This window comes from Sphaerisporangium rhizosphaerae, from assembly GCF_042665155.1.
GTDB classification, from domain to species: domain Bacteria; phylum Actinomycetota; class Actinomycetes; order Streptosporangiales; family Streptosporangiaceae; genus Sphaerisporangium; species Sphaerisporangium rhizosphaerae.
This window is the reverse complement of the sequence record NZ_JBHTCG010000062.1, coordinates 1-16,534: the sequence shown is the minus strand read 5'-3', so window position 1 is coordinate 16,534 and position 16,534 is coordinate 1. Positions and strand designations below refer to the sequence as shown.

At 73.2% G+C, this 16,534-nt stretch carries 19 protein-coding genes; 14 read left to right on the top strand and 5 right to left on the bottom strand.

Annotated elements, in window-relative coordinates; all coding sequences use genetic code 11:
- Positions 1–171: 171 nt before the first annotated feature.
- Positions 172–456, bottom strand: a complete 285-nt coding sequence (locus ACFQSB_RS39635) for a DUF4158 domain-containing protein (protein ID WP_380832472.1) — start codon at positions 454–456, stop codon at positions 172–174.
- A gap of 145 nt (positions 457–601) precedes the next feature.
- Between ACFQSB_RS39635 and ACFQSB_RS39630 the strand changes: the two genes are divergently transcribed.
- The 5 genes from ACFQSB_RS39630 to ACFQSB_RS39610 all read left to right on the top strand — a co-directional run bounded on the left by ACFQSB_RS39630 (position 602) and on the right by ACFQSB_RS39610 (position 3,922).
- Positions 602–1,150, top strand: coding sequence for a Wadjet anti-phage system protein JetD domain-containing protein (locus ACFQSB_RS39630; protein ID WP_380832470.1), 549 nt, complete (start codon positions 602–604; stop codon positions 1,148–1,150).
- Entirely contained in the window at positions 1,071–1,238 is a 168-nt protein-coding gene (locus tag ACFQSB_RS39625) for a Wadjet anti-phage system protein JetD domain-containing protein (protein ID WP_380832468.1), read from the top strand. The genes ACFQSB_RS39630 and ACFQSB_RS39625 overlap by 80 nt, the downstream gene beginning before the upstream one ends.
- Positions 1,239–1,479: 241 nt before the next feature.
- Positions 1,480–2,460 carry a pyridoxal-phosphate dependent enzyme gene (locus ACFQSB_RS39620; protein ID WP_380832467.1) on the top strand — a complete coding sequence of 327 codons (981 nt, stop codon included), beginning with the start codon at positions 1,480–1,482 and terminating at the stop codon, positions 2,458–2,460.
- 259 nt (positions 2,461–2,719) lie between these two features.
- Positions 2,720–3,415, top strand: a complete 696-nt coding sequence (locus tag ACFQSB_RS39615; protein WP_380832466.1) for a neutral zinc metallopeptidase — start codon at positions 2,720–2,722, stop codon at positions 3,413–3,415.
- Between the two features lie 18 nt (positions 3,416–3,433).
- Positions 3,434–3,922 (top strand): hypothetical protein, encoded by a 489-nt coding sequence (locus ACFQSB_RS39610; RefSeq protein WP_380832464.1) that lies wholly within the window; start codon positions 3,434–3,436, stop codon positions 3,920–3,922.
- A gap of 272 nt (positions 3,923–4,194) precedes the next feature.
- On the opposite strand, the gene ACFQSB_RS39605 is transcribed toward ACFQSB_RS39610, so the two are convergent.
- Together ACFQSB_RS39605 and ACFQSB_RS39600 are read right to left on the bottom strand one after the other, a co-directional pair.
- The gene (locus tag ACFQSB_RS39605; RefSeq protein WP_380832462.1) at positions 4,195–5,652 is read right to left on the bottom strand and encodes an ATP-binding protein; all 1,458 of its coding nucleotides are present in this window, start codon (positions 5,650–5,652) and stop codon (positions 4,195–4,197) included.
- Complete coding sequence (locus ACFQSB_RS39600; RefSeq protein WP_354847631.1) at positions 5,649–7,307, bottom strand: NAD(P)/FAD-dependent oxidoreductase; 1,659 nt, start codon at positions 7,305–7,307, stop codon at positions 5,649–5,651. Before ACFQSB_RS39600 ends, ACFQSB_RS39605 begins: the two co-directional genes overlap by 4 nt.
- Positions 7,308–7,476: 169 nt before the next feature.
- Here ACFQSB_RS39600 and ACFQSB_RS39595 point away from each other — a divergent pair, with 169 nt between their 5' ends.
- Both ACFQSB_RS39595 and ACFQSB_RS39590 read left to right on the top strand, forming a co-directional pair.
- Positions 7,477–8,037, top strand: coding sequence for a hypothetical protein (locus tag ACFQSB_RS39595; RefSeq protein ID WP_354923779.1), 561 nt, complete (start codon positions 7,477–7,479; stop codon positions 8,035–8,037).
- 148 nt (positions 8,038–8,185) lie between these two features.
- Complete coding sequence (locus tag ACFQSB_RS39590) at positions 8,186–9,013, top strand: SAM-dependent methyltransferase (RefSeq protein WP_380832460.1); 828 nt, start codon at positions 8,186–8,188, stop codon at positions 9,011–9,013.
- 57 nt (positions 9,014–9,070) lie between these two features.
- Here the strand turns inward: ACFQSB_RS39590 and ACFQSB_RS39585 are convergent, their stop codons facing one another.
- Positions 9,071–9,928, bottom strand: coding sequence for an AraC family transcriptional regulator (locus ACFQSB_RS39585; protein WP_380832459.1), 858 nt, complete (start codon positions 9,926–9,928; stop codon positions 9,071–9,073).
- Between the two features lie 73 nt (positions 9,929–10,001).
- Here ACFQSB_RS39585 and ACFQSB_RS39580 point away from each other — a divergent pair, with 73 nt between their 5' ends.
- The 6 genes from ACFQSB_RS39580 to ACFQSB_RS39555 all read left to right on the top strand — a co-directional run bounded on the left by ACFQSB_RS39580 (position 10,002) and on the right by ACFQSB_RS39555 (position 14,469).
- Entirely contained in the window at positions 10,002–10,880 is an 879-nt protein-coding gene (locus ACFQSB_RS39580; RefSeq protein ID WP_380832457.1) for an alpha/beta fold hydrolase, read from the top strand.
- A gap of 218 nt (positions 10,881–11,098) precedes the next feature.
- Entirely contained in the window at positions 11,099–11,509 is a 411-nt protein-coding gene (locus ACFQSB_RS39575; protein WP_380832456.1) for a TOBE domain-containing protein, read from the top strand.
- An 11-nt stretch (positions 11,510–11,520) separates the two neighbouring features.
- Complete coding sequence (modA, locus tag ACFQSB_RS39570) at positions 11,521–12,330, top strand: molybdate ABC transporter substrate-binding protein (protein ID WP_380832454.1); 810 nt, start codon at positions 11,521–11,523, stop codon at positions 12,328–12,330.
- A gap of 5 nt (positions 12,331–12,335) precedes the next feature.
- The gene (locus ACFQSB_RS39565; protein ID WP_380832452.1) at positions 12,336–13,184 is read left to right on the top strand and encodes an ABC transporter permease; all 849 of its coding nucleotides are present in this window, start codon (positions 12,336–12,338) and stop codon (positions 13,182–13,184) included.
- Complete coding sequence (locus ACFQSB_RS39560) at positions 13,181–14,212, top strand: ABC transporter ATP-binding protein (RefSeq protein WP_380832450.1); 1,032 nt, start codon at positions 13,181–13,183, stop codon at positions 14,210–14,212. Before ACFQSB_RS39565 ends, ACFQSB_RS39560 begins: the two co-directional genes overlap by 4 nt.
- A complete protein-coding gene (locus ACFQSB_RS39555) occupies positions 14,209–14,469 on the top strand; it encodes a hypothetical protein (protein WP_380832449.1) in 261 nt (86 codons plus the stop codon). The genes ACFQSB_RS39560 and ACFQSB_RS39555 overlap by 4 nt, the downstream gene beginning before the upstream one ends.
- An 82-nt stretch (positions 14,470–14,551) precedes the next feature.
- Here the strand turns inward: ACFQSB_RS39555 and ACFQSB_RS39550 are convergent, their stop codons facing one another.
- The gene (locus tag ACFQSB_RS39550) at positions 14,552–15,172 is read right to left on the bottom strand and encodes a hypothetical protein (RefSeq protein WP_354847603.1); all 621 of its coding nucleotides are present in this window, start codon (positions 15,170–15,172) and stop codon (positions 14,552–14,554) included.
- A gap of 171 nt (positions 15,173–15,343) precedes the next feature.
- Here ACFQSB_RS39550 and ACFQSB_RS39545 point away from each other — a divergent pair.
- A partial coding sequence (locus tag ACFQSB_RS39545) for an N-acetylglucosamine kinase (RefSeq protein WP_380832447.1) occupies positions 15,344–16,534 on the top strand: 1,191 nt, incomplete at its 3' end.

The window sequence follows — 16,534 nt, the reverse complement described above, 5'->3', positions numbered from 1 at the left end:
CGCACCGGCAGATCCAGGAGATCCTGCGCTGGTCACGGTGGCGCCGTCGACACCAGCATCAAGCCAGACGATCCCACTACCAGCGGAGATCCCAACGCTGATCTCAAAAGGTCACTGGAGTACTAGAAGGCCGTCATGCTCTGTGGGTCGGCATGCCCGGTCTATATGCCGTCATTTCGCCGCGTGCCGATAACGTCGCTGCGTCTTCTGCCATAAGGCGAGGTTTCGCTGGGTGTTCAGGGTGTCGGGGTAGTCGACGCCCAGTACCGCAGCCGGCACCCTCGCCTGGCGGGCCACGTGCTCCACCGCCTCGTCCGGCGACTCTGACCGGCCCCGCGGAAACCGGCCAAAGCACGTGTAGTACTTCAACAACAGCGCGAACCCCAAGCGCGTCACTCCACGCTTCCCCATGAGGAGGTCCTGCTCATCTCTCAGGCGGGTCCAATGCTCTACCAGGTCATCGATGCCTAACAGCGGCGTGCCTTCACATCAGCTTCTGGCAACAAGCCATCACACGAGATCAGACCACGTGATCATCGGCGTTTGGGAAGGGTGACGCCTTCGTTAACGGCATCCCAAATGGCTCAACACCAGCCGAAATCTGATCGCCGCGCTCGCCGAACGCGATGGCCTGGGGCTCCTGCCGGGACATCCGCCGAGAATCCACTTCGCCTACCTCGACCCCGACCACCGTGCAGCCGGCGGCCGCTGGCACGACTCCGCGACCGTCGGCGACGGTATGGCCCCCGCCTACCGGCCGCATGTGATCGTCGTATCCGAGAACAAGGACACGGCCATCCACTTCCCGGCCCTCCCGAACGCGATCTCCGTCGAGGGTGACGGGTTCGGCGCCGCGGCGGCCGCCGGCATCGCCTGGCTCGCCACGGCGCCGCACCTGATCTACTGGGGCGGCATGGACGCGTACGGGTTCGAGAGCGTCGACAATTTCCGACGCGAGGGCCTGCCGGTTCGCACCATCCTCATGGACCAGACCACCTACGAGCGGTATGAGATACGGCTCTCACACCGACGCGCAGGGAAAACCCCTCAAGCATGTAACCCGCAAACGTCTGCGGCATCTCACGGCCACCGAAAGAGTCCTGTACGAGCATCTGACCGACCCCGACTGGACGCGGTTCCTGCGCATTGAGCAGGAACGTATTCCGCTGCGGATCGCTGCTGACGCCGTCGATGCAGGGACCAGAGAGACGAGCATCCAGCGCCGGGAATCGGTATGAACGGCCCGGGCGGGGTCAGATGTCGTATCGGCCGCTCGGCCCACCACCCGTTCGTGAGCCGATACCGTGAGGTGGCGGCAAAGCTGGAGCTCCTGCTGGTCTGACCGGTCCGGGGCCCGGCACGCCGGAGGACGGGGCGGCGTCGCGTGGAGGCCGCCGGACGTCTTCCGTGCCGCCCGCGACCGGCGCCGCCGGGCGCGCCGCGGAAGGCGCGCCCCGCCACCCACCTGGAGGACTGAGCATGACCAGCCCGCTTCCGGTCACCCTGGACGACGTCCACGACGCGGCCGCCCGGCTCAAGGGCGTCGCGCACCGGACCCCCGTCCTGCGGTCCCGCACCCTGGACGCGCTGGCCGGCGCGGAGGTCTTCCTCAAGTGCGAGAACTTCCAGCGCGTCGGCGCGTTCAAGTTCCGCGGCGCGTACAACGCCGTCTCGCGGCTGTCGCCGGAGCAGCGGGCCAGGGGCATCGCCGCGTACTCCTCGGGCAACCACGCCCAGGCCATCGCCCTGGCAGCGCGGGAGCTGGGCGGCACGGCGGTGATCCTGATGCCGGAGGACACGCCCAGGTCCAAGATGGACGCCGCCGCCGGGTACGGGGCGGAGATCGTCACCTATGACCGCTACACCGGCGACCGGGTCGCGATCGGTGAAGCGCTCGCCGCCGACCGCGGCCTCGCGCTGATCCCGCCGTACGAGCACCCGCACGTGATCGCCGGCCAGGGCACGGCCGCGCTCGAACTGCTGGAGGAGGTCGGCGAGCTCGACGCTTTGGTGGTGCCGGTCGGCGGCGGCGGGCTGATCGCCGGCAGCGCCACGGTGGCCAAGGGGCTGCCGGGACGCGTCCGCGTGGTGGGCGTGGAGCCCGAGGCGGGCGACGACACCAGGCGGTCGCTGGGCGCCGGCGAACGGGTGTCCATCCCCGTCCCGCGCACGATCGCCGACGGCCTAGCCGCCGACGTCCCCGGCGAGCTGACCTTCTCGATCAACAGGCGGCTGGTCGACGAGATCGCGGTGGTCGCCGATGACGAGATCCGCGCGGCGATGCGGCTGGCCTTCGAGCGGATGAAGATCGTCATGGAGCCGAGCGGCGCCGCGGCGCTGGGCGCCCTGCTGGCCGGAAGGGTGGACCGCGTCCCGGGGCGCGTCGGCGTGATCGTCTCCGGCGGGAACATCGACGCCGTCCGCTTCGCCGAACTGGTCGCGGGCGCCGTTCCGGCCTGACCAGCTCAAGACCCCATGGCGGCGCCGTTCCGGGCCTGACCCCCTGAAGGCCCATGGCGGGCGCCGCAGCCTTTCCCCTGACCACCTGAAGGCTCCATGGCGGGCGCCGCGGCCTTTTCCCTTTTCCCCGGCGGCGCCGATCTCATTTCCTGACGGCGGCCGGCCCCGGGATTTGACATAACTGTAAGCGTTCCCTCGGACGCGGAACGCATTTACCCTCCTCGTGGGGCCCGGAATCCAAGGGGAGGGAATCGCGAGAATGCATCGACGAATGCCGGGGCGGACGGCGCTCGCCGTTCTGCTCGTCACCACGATGCTCGCCGGCGGCGGCACGGCGTACGCGTCCACGGCGGGGAGGCCGCGCTCGGGGGCGGCCGTGGCGCAGGCCCGCGGAATGGACAGCATGAAGTCCGATATCGCCACGGCGCTGTACGTCGTGGACCGTTTCTGGGCCGGCCACTGGTCGCAGTACTTCACCGGCCGCTATTACCGGCCGAACATTTTCGGCGGTTACTCCAGGGGTGGAAGGCCGGCGCCGTTCTGCGGCGGCAGGCGCCTGAGCTACGACAATGCCTACTACTGCGCGAACGGGCGCTACATCGCCTGGGACACCGATCTGATGAGGCGGGGATACCGCTCCGGGGACGCGTGGGTGTACGACGTCATCGCCCACGAGTGGGGGCACGCCGTGCAGGCCCACCTGAACTTCACGCTGGTGTCGCGGGCCGCCGAACTGCAGGCCGACTGCCTCGCGGGCGCGGCGCTGTACGGCGCCGCCGCGGACGGCACGCTGCGCTTCGAGGAGGGCGACGTGCGGGAGATCGCCGCCGCCCTGCGGTCCATGGCCGACGAGACCCGGTGGACCAGGCCCGGCGACCACGGCAGCGCTTCCCAGCGCATCGCCGCCTTCGACCGCGGCGCCGCCTACGGGGTGCCCGGCTGCATGGGCATGTAGACGATGAGACGGAGAGACATGACCGCGCTAGGAAGATCGGCCACGACGGCCCTGGGCCTCGTGGCCGGGGCCATCCTGTCCCTGACGGCGGCCGCGCCCGCCGGCGCCTCGCCGGTGGCCGGGCCGGCGCGGGCCGGGGTCACCGCCTCGCCGGGCGCGACGACGAGCAGGGCGGCGGGCAGGGCCGTCAACCTCAAGCTCACCGAGAGGATCCGCACCAAGCTGGCCGACGCCTACTGGCGGGCCGATTCCGCCCGTCCTCGTAACCGGGTGGACGGTCCCCGGCAGGTCTACTACGGGAAGATCACCGGGACCACGCGCGCCCGGGACGTCTACTGGGCGATCGGCCAGATCGGGATCAAGGGCGATCCGATCAGCTACCAGGACGGTCCGCACGTCTGGCGCAAGCGAGGCGGGGGCGCCTGGAAGTACCTCGGCGACACCGGCGGCTGCCTCGACAAGGTCCCCCGGGCAATGCTCCGCGTCTGGCACGTCAGCGGCTGCTAGCACGATCGTCCGCGGGTCGTCTCGGCCACGGCACCGTGGCCGGGCGGCCCGCCGGCGCGACGGGCCGATCAGGTCCGTGCCGTTGTCGCCGGAGGGCATGGGCGGACTGCGGATGGTCCCGTCGCGTGGATCGGCCACCGTGACGAAGTACGACAGGGGCCGGCCGTCGCGGACACTCCCCCGGCCCTGAGCTCCACCGAGGGCCGGGAGGAACGTCAGGAACCGGTCACCATGGTGACCGGTTCCCGGATGTGTTCTCGCTTTGGCGCGGCTCAGGCGGGGGTGATGGGGAGCAGCACGCGGAAGCGCGTGTCGCCGGGGTGGGACTCCACCTTGATGTCCCCGTGGTGCTTGTTGACGATGATGCGGTAGGAGATGTCCAGGCCGAGACCGGTGCCCTCGCCGACCGGCTTGGTGGTGAAGAACGGCTCGAAGATGCGCGGCCGGATCTCGGCGGGGATGCCCGGCCCGGTGTCGCCGATCTCGACGAAGACCCGCTCCGTGTCGTGCCCGGTGCGCACCGTGAGGGTGCCGCCCTCCTCCCTCATCGCCGAGAACGCGTTGTCGATGAGGTTGGTCCACACCTGGTTGAGCTCGGCGGCGTAGGCGGGGATGAGCGGGACGGTGCGGTCGTACTCCTTGACGACGCGGACCCCTTCGGGGATCTTCGCCTGCATCATGGTCAGCGTCGCGCCGAGCAGGTCGTGCACGTCGACCGTCTGGTAGGGGGCCCGGTCGAGCTGGGAGTACTGCTTGGCGGCGGCGACCAGCGTGGACATGCGGGTCACCGCCTCGGCGATCTCGCACATCAGCTGCTCGGTCTCGACCGTGTAGGTCAGCCACCGGACGGCGGCCTCGAGGTTCTCCCCGCCGACGGCGCCGCTGATGCGCTCGAGCCACTCCGCGTCGATGCCGCCGGCCACCAGCGTCGAGGCCAGCTCCCAGCCTCCGGCGATGTCGTGGTCGTCCAGCCAGTCGCTCAGCTCGTCCTCGGCGTCGGCGGTGGCCATCGCCGACAGCGGCGCCGCGCCCGCGGCGCGCTTGACGGCCTCCTCCTGCAGCTCGACGAGCTCGTGCAGGCGGCTGCCGTCCAGCCGGCCGTCGGCGATCATGGCGAGCTTGTGGCGCATGTGGGCGACCCGCTCGCGCAGCACCGCGGTGGCCCGCACCGCCGCGGCGGCCGGGTTGTTCAGCTCGTGGGTCAGCCCGGCCGACAGCGAGCCCAGCGCCAGCAGCCGCTCGCGCTCACCGACGATGGTCTGGCTGGCGCGCAGGCCGAGGAACATGCCCTCCAGCAGGTGCGTCGCCATCGGGAACCACTCGCGCAGCGCGGTGGCCAGCACGTCGGCGGGCAGCGAGAACAGCTCGACGTCGCTGATGGCGAGCATGCTGTGGGGGTACACCTGCCCCTCGCGCTCGGCCAGGTAAGCCTGGGTGGCGCCCGCGTAGACGCCCCGCTGCTCGGTGCGGTTGAGCTCGATCTCGTCGCCCTGGACGCGGCGCGACAGCGCGATCGTGCCGCTGAGCAGGACGTAGAAGCAGGTGGCCGGGCTGCCCTCCTCGTAGACCCGGGCGGCGGCGGGGTAGCGCTCCACCCGGCCGTGCTCGGCGAACCGGGCGAGCTGGGCCTCGTCCAGCGATTCGAACAGGAACAGGGTGCGTAGTTCGACGGGGGTCAGGCGCTCGTCGCCCCTGACGCCGCATCCGGTCTCCGTGGCCGGCTCGCTCATTGGGTCTCCAGGTAGCGGTGGATCAGTGACACCGCCATGGCGCCCTCGCCCACGGCGGAGGCGACGCGCTTGACCGAGTCGGCGCGCACGTCTCCCGCGGCGAAGACGCCCGGCATGCTGGTCTCCAGGTGGTAGGGGTCGCGGGGCAGCGTCCAGCCGGGCGGCCTGTGGCCGTCGGCGAGCAGGTCGGTGCCGGTGACCACGAAGCCCCGCTCGTCACGGACGACCGACTTGTCCAGCCAGTCGGTGCGCGGCTCGGCGCCGATGAAGACGAACAGCCACGAGGTGTCGAACGTCCGGTCCTGCCCCGAGCGCGGGTCGCAGACGATCAGCCGCTCCAGGTGCTCGCGGCCCTCGCCGCCGATCACCTGGCAGTGCGGGTGCACCTCGATGTTGTCGATCTCGGCGATCTGGTCGATCAGGTACTGCGACATCGACCGCCGCAGGTCGCCGGACCTGATCAGCATGTGCACGCGCTTGGCGTACCGGGAGAAGTGCACGGCGGCCTGGCCGGCGGAGTTGGCGCCGCCGACGATGTAGATCTCCTGGCCGGAGCAGCTCGGGGCCTCGGTGGCGGCCGAGCCGTAGAAGACGCCCCGGCCGGTCAGCTCGGCCAGGCCGGGCGCGTCCAGCAGGCGGTAGGACACCCCGGTGGCCAGGACGACCGTGTGGGCGGCGATGAGGCTGCCGTCCCCGAAGCGCAGCAGCTTGGTCGTGCCGCCGGCCTCCAGGCCGACGACCTCGCGGGTGGTCAGGATCTCGGCGCCGAAGCGCTGCGCCTGCCGCCTGGCGCGGTCGGTGAGCTGGGCGCCCGACACCCCGTCGGGGAAGCCCAGGTAGTTCTCGATGCGGCTGCTCTGCCCCGCCTGCCCACCGGTGGCGCGCTGTTCCAGCAGGAGGGTGCGCAGGCCCTCGGAGGCGCCGTACACCGCCGCGCCGAGCCCGGCGGGGCCGGCGCCGACGACGACCAGGTCGTAGAAGTCCTCGGTGGGCGTGGTGGTGAGCCCGACGTGGGCGGCCAGGTCGGCCTCGCTGGGCTTGACCAGCGAGGTGCCGTCCGGGGTGACCACCAGCGGCACGTCGTCGCCGGTCAGCCCGGCCGCCGACAGCAGCCGGCAGCCCTCGGGCTCGTCGGACTGCAGCCAGCGGTAGGGCACCAGGTTGCGGGCGAGGAAGTCGCGGACCGCGAAGGACGGCGCCGACCACCGGTGCCCGACGACGCGGGTCTCGGTGATCGTCTCGTCCGGCGCGGCGAGCCAGGCGTCCAGGAGCGCGTCCACCACCGGGTAGAGCTTCTCCTCCGGCGGGTTCCACGGCTTGAGCAGGTAGTGGTCCAGGTCGACGATGTTGATCGCGTCGATCGCCGCGTCGGTGTCGGCGTAGGCGGTGAGCAGGACACGCCGGGCGCGCGGGAAGATGTCCATCGCGGCCTCGAGGAACTGGATGCCGTTCATCTGCGGCATCCGGTAGTCCGCGAGCATGACGGCGACCTGTTCGCCGCGCAGCTTGATCTCGCGGAGCGCCTCCAGGGCCGCCTGGCCGGAGTCGGCGCGCACGACGCGGTAGCGGTCGCCGTAGCGGCGGCGGACGTCTCGGGCCACCGACCGGGAGACGCCCGGATCGTCATCGACGGTCAAAATCGCCGGGTTTGACATGAATCAATAAAAGCATGTCCCCAGAGGCGGTGCCTCCACCCGGGGTTCGCGCCGCACGCCGCGTGAAACGCACCCCCACCAGGGGCCACGCCCGCCTCCTGGCACGCCGTCACGCCGAACCCGGCCGTCCGGGACCACGCGCCGGAACGGCTCGGTAGAGTCACGGGAGATGACCACGCATACGATCACCGCACAGTGGGACGAGATCCCCGAGAACGCCGACGATCGCGCCCTGGTCGAGGGGCGCGCCTTCCGCACGTTCCGGTGCTCGTGCGGCACTCCCCTGCCCAACCGGGCGGCCGCTGAACTGCACGCCTCGGAGACCGGCCAGTGCACGGTGTGCCTGGGCTCGGCCGACGAGGAGATCGTGCCCGGTTTCGTGCGGCGCTGCGCCGCCTGCGCCGCCACCGGCCGCCGCAACGTCCAGCTCGTGTGGGAGGTCGCGCACGGCGAGGCCGAGCAGGTGATCACGCTGGACCTGGTCCGCGGGCTGGTCGACGGCTTCCCCGGCCCGTTCCGGCTCTCGGAGGTGGCGGACGCCACACGTCTCACGCTCGGCCTGCCCCTCGGCCGCCTGCCCGTCGGCCCGCGCGTGCGCGACCTGCTGCGCGAGATGGAGGCGGCGGGCGAGCTGGTCATGCTGTCCGCGCCGGACGAGATGCTGCGCGGGCCGTCCGTGGTGCTGTACCGGGACCCGCAGTGGCAGCGCGTCTCCCCCGCCTCGCCCTGACCGACTCTTCGCGGTCCGCTCCCGGCCTGGTTTCGGCCCGGTATCGGCGATATGAACAGTGTCCGAATTCTCACTTGGCCGGCAATACGGACGGCTAGGCTGGCGAGGTGAAGATCGGTCCACGCCAGGTGGAGCAGGTGCGTTCCCCATGAGCGACGAAGCGTCCTCCCCTGACGAGGCGCCGGTGCCGCACGCCAAGATCGACCCCACGGTGGCGCACTCCGCGCGCGTCTGGAACTACTGGCTGGGCGGCAAGGACAACTTCGCCGCCGACCGCCTGATGGGCGAGCAGATCCTCGCGGTGATGCCCGCCCTGGTGGACTCCGCGCGCGCCGACCGCGCCTTCCTCGGCAGGGCCGTGCGCCACCTGGTCGGCGAGGCCGGCATCCGCCAGTTCCTCGACATCGGCACCGGGCTGCCGACGGCCGACAACACCCACGAGGTCGCCCAGGCGATCGACCCCCGCTGCCGCGTCGTGTACGTCGACAACGACCCGATCGTGCTGACCCACGCCCGGGCGCTGCTCGTGGGCGCCCCTGAGGGGGCCACCGACTACCTCGAGGCCGACCTCAACGAGCCGGAGACGATCCTGGAGCGGGCCGCCGCCACCCTCGACCTCGCCCGTCCGGTCGCGCTGATGCTGCTGGGCAGCCTCAACTTCATCGTCGACACCGGGCAGGCCAGGTCGGTCGTGGACCGGCTGATGGCCGGCCTGGCGTCCGGCAGCCACCTGGTCATCGCCCATCCGACGGCGCGGGTGCACGGCGAGGCGATGATCGAGGCGGTGCGGCGCTGGAACGAGGGCGGCTCTGCGCCGATGACCCTGCGCGATCCGGAGGAGCTGGCCGGGTTCCTCGAAGGACTGGAGGTGCTTTCGCCCGGCGTGGTCTCCTGCTCCCGGTGGCGCCCCGAGCCCGACGACTTCGACGCCCGGCAGGAGGTCTCCCAGTTCTGCGCCGTGGCCCGCAAGCCCTGACCGGCCCTGTCGGCCATGCCGGACGGGCCGGTGCCGGACGCGCCGGTCCCGGGCGGCTCAGCGGCGTGGGTCTGGCGCGGGCGTCGCGCGGCCGGGCCAGGCGAGGTCGTCGACCGCGAGGAACCGCTCGCCGGCCACGGCCGCGGGCGTCACCCCGGTGAACGCCACGACGTCGCGATGCAGGTGCGACTGGTCGGTGTAGCCGCCGTCGGCCGCGACGCCGGCCGCGTCCTGTCCCGCGGCCAGGCGGTGAGCGGCGTGGTCGAAGCGGACCAGCTTCGCGGCGCGCTTGGGCGGCAGGCCGATCTGCGAGCGGAACCGGGACCACAGGCGCTTGCGGCTCCAGCCGAGCTCGGCCGCCAGCCCGTCGACCCGGACCAGGCCGCGGCCGGCGACGATGCGGCGCCAGGCCCAGGCCACCTCCGGGTCCACTGCCCGCCCCGCCGCACGCCGCCGGGCGAGCAGCGCCTCGGTCAGCGCGAAGCGATCCTCCCAGGAGGAGGCCCCGGCCAGCCGCTCACGCAGCCGTGCGGCCTCCCGGCCCCACAGGTCGCCCAGGGCCACCACGGCGCCGTCGAGGTCGGCGGGAGGGAGGCCCAGAACCGCGCGCGCGATCACCGGGGACAGGCGCACCTGCACGCACTCGAGGTTCACGCCCCGCGCCCAGACAGCGCCCCCGGACCCGAGCCCGGGCCCGGCGGCGACGCTTCCCCGCTCCCGCCGCCCGGCGGCGTAGTCCACGACGGGCGAACCGGCGCCGAACTCCACGAGCAGTGTCACGGCCGGGTGCGGGACCATCCGGAGCGCGTCCAGGTCACCGACGCGGAACCCGGCCATGGTGACACCGGCCACCCGGCTCGGACCCCGCGGGCACGCGACGTCCCACACAGCCGCACCGTGCACGAACGTCCGCACCGCCCCATGCTACGGCGGGCCGGGGGGAACATTCGTCCAATCCACCGGCGCGCACCGGCGCGACGATCGCCTCATGACCATCTCTGACGGCGGACCGCACGCGAACGGCGGCGCCGAGACCACCGAGAGCACGATCCTGTCCCTGGACGACGGCGACATCCACGTGTGCCAGGACGGCCCCCGCGACGCCCCCGCACTCCTGCTCATCCACGGGTCGGCGTCCTCGACCCGCTCGTGGGACCCGCTGGTCCCGCTGCTGGCCGCAGCCCATCGCGTCATCCGGATCGACCTGCTCGGGCACGGCCGGTCGGCCAAGCCGGCCGGCCCCGGCTACGCGCTCCCGGACCAGGCCCACCGGGTGGGCGAGGCGATGGACCGGCTCGGCGCCGGGCGCGTCGTGGTCATCGGCCACTCCAGCGGCGGCGCGGTGGCCACCGCTCTCGCCGAACAGCGACCCGGCCTGGTGGACGCGCTCGCGCTCATCAACACCGGACCGAGCCTGGACGCCTTCATCGCGTCGGAGTCCGCCGCGATCAGCCCCTCGCAGTGGCCGCCCACCGACGAGCTGATCCGCCGGTTCGCGAGCACCGGCTTCAGCCGCCCGGGCTATCGGATCCCCCAGGAGCTACTGGACGAGGTGCGCTTCATGACCTACCACACGCTCACCGCGACGATGCGAGGCACTCGCGACTACCTGGAGCAGCGGGCGCTCCCCGACCGGCTGGCGCCCCTCGGCAAGCCGCTGCTGGTGATCTTCGGTGCGGACGACCGCCGATGGCGGTCGTCCTCCGCGGCCGGCTACCACGCCGTGCCGGGGGCGGAGGTCGTGTTGCTGCCCGGCCTTGGGCACTCCCCGAACCTGGAGGACCCGCCGCGGACCGCCACCCTCCTCCTGGCCTTCGCCGCGATCCACGCCACCCCTCCGGCGGACCACCCGGCGGAGGCTGAGTGATCCCGGAGGAGCCCGGGTGATCCCGGAGGAGCCCGGGTGATCCAGGCGGAGGCGATCGCCGGCCGCTGCCGGACCCGATCCGGCCGGGGCCGGCGCGTGGAGCCGGGCACGACTCCGCTCCCTTTCGTGGATGCCATGACAAAGCCGTGCATCAGGCCGCGATTGCGGTAGTAGATGGGCATTGGCGGTGGAATGTGCGAGGGGTAGGGTGAGGGTCTGTGACGACGTTCCGTATCAGCGAGGCCGCCGCGTTGCTCGGGGTCAGCTCCGACACCGTCCGCCGATGGGTGGACGGGGGCCGGCTGAGGGCCGAGCGGGACGAGAACGGCCACCGGCGGCTGAACGGCGCCGACCTGGCCGAGTTCGCCCGCACCCAGGTCGAGACGGTCGACGGCGGCCGTTCCTCGGCGCGTAATCGCTTCCGCGGCATCGTGACCGAGGTGATCAAGGACGCGGTGATGGCGCAGGTCGAGATCGCCGCGGGGCCGTTCCGGGTGGTGTCGCTGATGAGCCGCCAGGCCGCCGACGAGCTCGGCCTGGCGGTGGGGGTGGTGGCGGTCGCCGTGATCAAGTCCACCAACGTCGTCGTGGAGATCCCCGGCCACGAGCGTGTCGCCGGCAGCCTGTGAGGAGCCCCCCTTTGGTGTTCATCAGTCGTCTTGCCCCGTGGGCCGTGGCCCTGCCGGTCGCGCTCGCACTCGGGCTGTCGGGGTGCGGTGCCGGCGAACCGGCCGCCTCCACGACGCCGGCCGCCGGGCCGGCCTCCGCGGCCGGTGCGGCCACCGAGGTGACGGTGTTCGCGGCGGCGTCGCTGACCGGCACGTTCACCGAGCTGGGCAAGGCCTTCGAGGCGGCCCACCCCGGCACGAGCGTGAAGTTCAACTTCGGCTCCAGCGCGACCCTGGCCCAGCAGATCACCCAGGGCGCCCCGGCCGACGTGTTCGCCGCGGCGAGCCCGGCCACGATGAAGACCGTCACCGACGCCTCGCTCGCGAGCTCCCCGACGACGTTCGCGCGCAACAAGCTGCAGATCGCCGTGCCCGCCGCCAACCCGGCCAAGGTGGAAGGGCTGAAGGACCTCACCGACCCCAAGGTGAAGGTCGCGCTGTGCGCGGAGCAGGTGCCGTGCGGCGCCGCGGCGGCCAAGGCGCTGGAGGCCGCCGGGCTCACGGTCAAGCCCGTGACGCTGGAGCAGGACGTCAAGGCCACGCTCACCAAGGTCGAGCTGGGCGAGGTGGACGCGGCGCTGGTCTACAAGACCGACGTGATCGCCTCGGCGGGCAAGGTGAACGGCATCGAGTTCCCAGAGGCGGACAAGGCGATCAACGACTATCCGATCGCCACCCTCGCCAAGGCTCCGGCCGGTGACCTGGCCGAGCAGTTCGTGGACCTGGTGCTGTCGCCGCAGGGCAAGGACGTGCTGACCAAGGCCGGCTTCGAGGCGCCCTGACCCGCATGAGCACCTCCCCTCGAAGCCGCCTGAGCCGCCGAAGCCACCGGAGCGGCGGAAGCCGTCAGGGCATCGCCGGCCGCCTGCCGTGGGTGCTGGTGGCGCCCGCGCTGGCCGGGCTGGCGTTCCTGGTGCTGCCGCTCGCCGGGCTGCTGGTGCGGGCTCCCTGGGCCACGCTGCCGCGACGGCTGGGCGAGCCGAACGTGCTGGAGGCGCTGCGGCTGTCGCTGGTGACCGCCACGATCGCGACCGCGGGGTGCCTGCTGCTCGGCGTGCCGCTGGCCTGGCTGCTGGCCCGCGTGGACTTCCCCGGCCGGCGCGTGGTCCGTGCCCTGGTCACCGTGCCGCTGGTGCTGCCGCCGGTCGTCGGCGGCGTGGCGCTGCTGCTGGTGCTGGGGCGGCGCGGGCTGGTCGGGCAGTGGCTGGAGGCGAGCTTCGGGATCACGCTGCCGTTCACCACCGTGGGAGTGGTCGTGGCCGAGGCGTTCGTCGCGATGCCCTTCCTGGTCATCAGCGTCGAGGGCGCGCTGCGCGCCGCCGACCTGCGGTTCGAGGAGGCCGCCGCCACGCTGGGCGCCTCGCGGTGGACGGTGTTCCGCCGGGTCACGCTGCCGCTCATCATGCCCGGGGTGGTGGCGGGGGCGGTGCTGTGCTGGGCCCGGGCGCTGGGCGAGTTCGGGGCGACGATCACCTTCGCGGGCAACTTCCCCGGGACGACGCGGACGATGCCGCTGGCCGTCTACCTGGCGCTGGAGACCGAGCCGCAGGCGGCGATCGTGCTCAGCCTGGTCCTGCTGGCCGTCTCGGTCGTCATCCTGGCGAGCCTGCGCGACCGGTGGGTGAGCGCGCCATGACGCTGGAAGCCCGTCTCGTGGTCGAAAGGACCGCGTTCACGCTGGACATCGAGGTGAAGGTCGCGCCGGGAGAGGTCGTCGCGCTGCTCGGCCCGAACGGCGCGGGCAAGACCACCGCCCTGCGCGCCCTGGCGGGGCTGATCGCCCTGACCGGCGGCCGCATCCTGCTGGACGGCGCCCCGGTGCAGACGCTGCCCCCCGACCAGCGGCCGATCGGCATGGTCTTCCAGGACTACCTGCTCTTCCCGCACCTGTCGGCCCTGGACAACGTCGCCTTCGGCCCGCGCTGCCAGGGCGCCTCCAGGGCCGAGTCCCGCCGGGTGGCCGCGGAGCTGCTGGAACGCGTCGGTCTCGCCGACAGGGCCGCCGCCCGGCCCCGCCAGTTGTCCGGCGGCCAGGCCCAGCGGGTGGCGCTGGCCCGCGCGCTCGCCGTCCGGCCGCGGCTGCTCCTGCTGGACGAGCCCCTGGCCGCGCTCGACGCCCACACCCGGCTGGAGATCCGCTCCCGGCTCCGACGCCACCTCGCCGACTTCGACGGCGCCACCGTCCTTGTCACCCACGACCCGCTGGAGGCGATGGTGCTGGCCGACCGGCTGATCGTCATCGAGGACGGCGCGGTCGTCCAGCAGGGAACCCCGGCCGAGGTCGCCCGCCGCCCGCGCACCGGCTACGTCGCCCGGCTGGTCGGGCTCAACCTGCATCGCGGCGTGGCCGACGGCGCCCGGGTCATGGTGGGCGCGTTGCCGTTCAGCACCTCGGAACGGCTGGAGGGGCCCGTGTTCGTGGCCTTCCCGCCGGCGGCCGTCGCGCTCTACCGCTCCCGGCCCGACGGCAGCCCGCGCAACCTGTGGGAGGGGCGCATCGAAGGCATCGAACGGCACGGCGACAACGTCCGCGTCCACCTCCAGGGGCCGGTCGCCGCCTTCGCCGACATCACGCCCGCCGCCCTCGCCGAACTCGACCTGGCCCCGGGGCAGCGGGTCTGGGCGTCGGTGAAGGCCACCGAGACCCACGCGTACCCGGCATGAGCGCCGAGCGGAGGGACCGCGACCACGACTGCAACGCCATCTGCCTCGGCGGTCCGTGCCACGGCCTGCTCACCCACATCGACCAGGACATCGGCGTGCTGTTCGTTCCCATGCCGCGCCGCTCGCCCGACGAGCCCGAGACGTGCGCGCGCTACCGCGTCACCCGCGAACGGGTCCGCTACTGCGGCCGGGCCGAGCCGTACATCGCCCTGCACTGGGCCGATCCCCCCGACCCCGCGTGCTCCTGCGGCGGTTGACCTCACAACCGCTGCCCGCGCACACCCCTGAGGTCACAACCGCTGCCCGCGCACACCCTGAGATCAGCGGTCCGCCGTCCTCTCAGACCCCGAACAGGGCGAGGACGGCCGCCGATGAGGCGGCTCCGGCCAGGGCGCCCGCGGCCACCTGGGGGACGGTGTGGTGGGCCAGGCGCACGCGGGCCCAGCACACCACCGCGACGACCGCCGCGCCGGCCGCGAGCGTGGGCGCCGCCGGCAGGACGCGGGCGAGCACGAGCACGGTGCCCGCCGAGACGGCGGCGTGGAAGGAGATCTTCCAGCGCAACGTCACCGGCACCGTCACCGCGAGGCCGGCCAGCATCGCGCCCACCGTGGCCACCAGCAGGCGCGGAGCGCCCAGGACGGCCAGCAGCACCAGCGTCGCCAGCACCGCGCCGACGGCGACCAGCAACGGCACCGTCCGGCGCGAGCGGTCCACGATGTGCCGGGAGTCCAGCCGCCCGGCGCGGACGCCGAGCGCGATCACCGACGCGGGGACGCCTCCGCACAGCAGCGAGGCGACCAGGCCCCACCAGAACCCGGGGCGCCCGTCGGACACCAGCCCGACCACCGGCGGCAGCGCGATCACCAGCACCTGCGGAGCGAAGATCTCGGTGACCCACCGCGCGGCCCGCCCGGAGACCCCGGCCGTCCTGCCCGCCTCTTCCTCGGTCCCGACCACGCGCCGCCCCATCCCGCTCCCCCGAAGACGCTCCCTGGGCTACGCAGCCTGCCACATCCGGGCCGCCGCCAAGGCCCGCCACAACGGTGCCTGAGGCGGGCCGCACCCGCGGGCCGGATCGGCCGAGGTGGGGCGCCTATACTGCCGGGGAGATCGTCATCGGGGAGGCGTATGCGATCGGCGGAGCCGCTGGTGGTCGGCGTCGACGGCGGCGGGACGAGCACGCGCTGCCTGGTCGCCACCTTCAGCGGCGAGATCGTGGGCCGGGGCCGCGCCGGCGGGGCCAATCCGCGCTCCGCCCGCGACCCGGGCGGCAACCTCGCGCGCGCCCTCACCGAGGCCCTGTCCCAGATCGGCCCGCGGTTCGGCCCGGGCGACGTCGCCGGCGGGGTGTTCGGGCTCGCCGGGGCGAGCGAGGCGGGCCGCAGGCAGGCGGACGCCATCAGCCAGGACGCCTGGCACGGGGCCGGGCTGCCCGGCCGGCCGGTCATCGTCCCGGACATCCTGGTGGCCTTCGCCGGCGCGACCCCGGCGCCCAGCGGCAACGTGATCATCGCGGGCACGGGGGCGGTGGCGGCCCACGTCGAGGACCGCCGGATGGTCCGCCGGTGCGACGGCTACGGATGGCTGCTCGGCGACGAGGGGTCGGGGGTCTGGATCGGCCGCCGCGCCGTGCAGGCCGCCCTGGCGGCCATCGACGGCCGCGGCCGTCCCACGGTGCTCACCTCGCTGATCGTCCCGACCCTCCGGGAACCGCTCCCGGCCTCCGGGGTGACCGCGCACGAGGACGCCGCCACGGCCCGCCCGGCCGGCCCCGGAGCGCCGGCTTCCACCGGCGAAGCTTCCCCGGCCACGACTCCTACCGGAGAGGTATCCCCGGCTCCGGCTCCAACCGGCGGATCATCCCCGGCTCCGCGCGCGGACGCTCCCCAAGCCGACGCCCTCCAAGCGAACGGCCTCCAAGCGAACGGCCTCCAAGCGGACGGCCTCCAAGCGGACGACCTGCGGAGGGAGGCCCTCACGCAGGCGATCATCGCGGTGGTGTACGACGGGGAGCCGGCCCGGCTGGGCAGGCTGAGCCCGGTCGTGGAGGCGGCGGCCCGGGAGGGCGACCAGGTGGCGCTGGCCATCGTGGACGACGCCGCCCGCCGCCTGGTCGCCACCCTGGCGGCGGTCGGCGAGGGCGATCCCGGCCTGCCCGTGGTGCTGGCCGGCTCGTTGCTGACCCATCCCACGCTGGTCGCCGAACGCGTACGGCGGTCCCTGCTCGGCCGTCCGGTCGTTTTGGCCCGCGACGGCGCCGCCGGGTCGGCCGCGCCCGCGCTGCGCGCGGCCCTGCCCGCCGGCGCCGCCGCGCAGGCG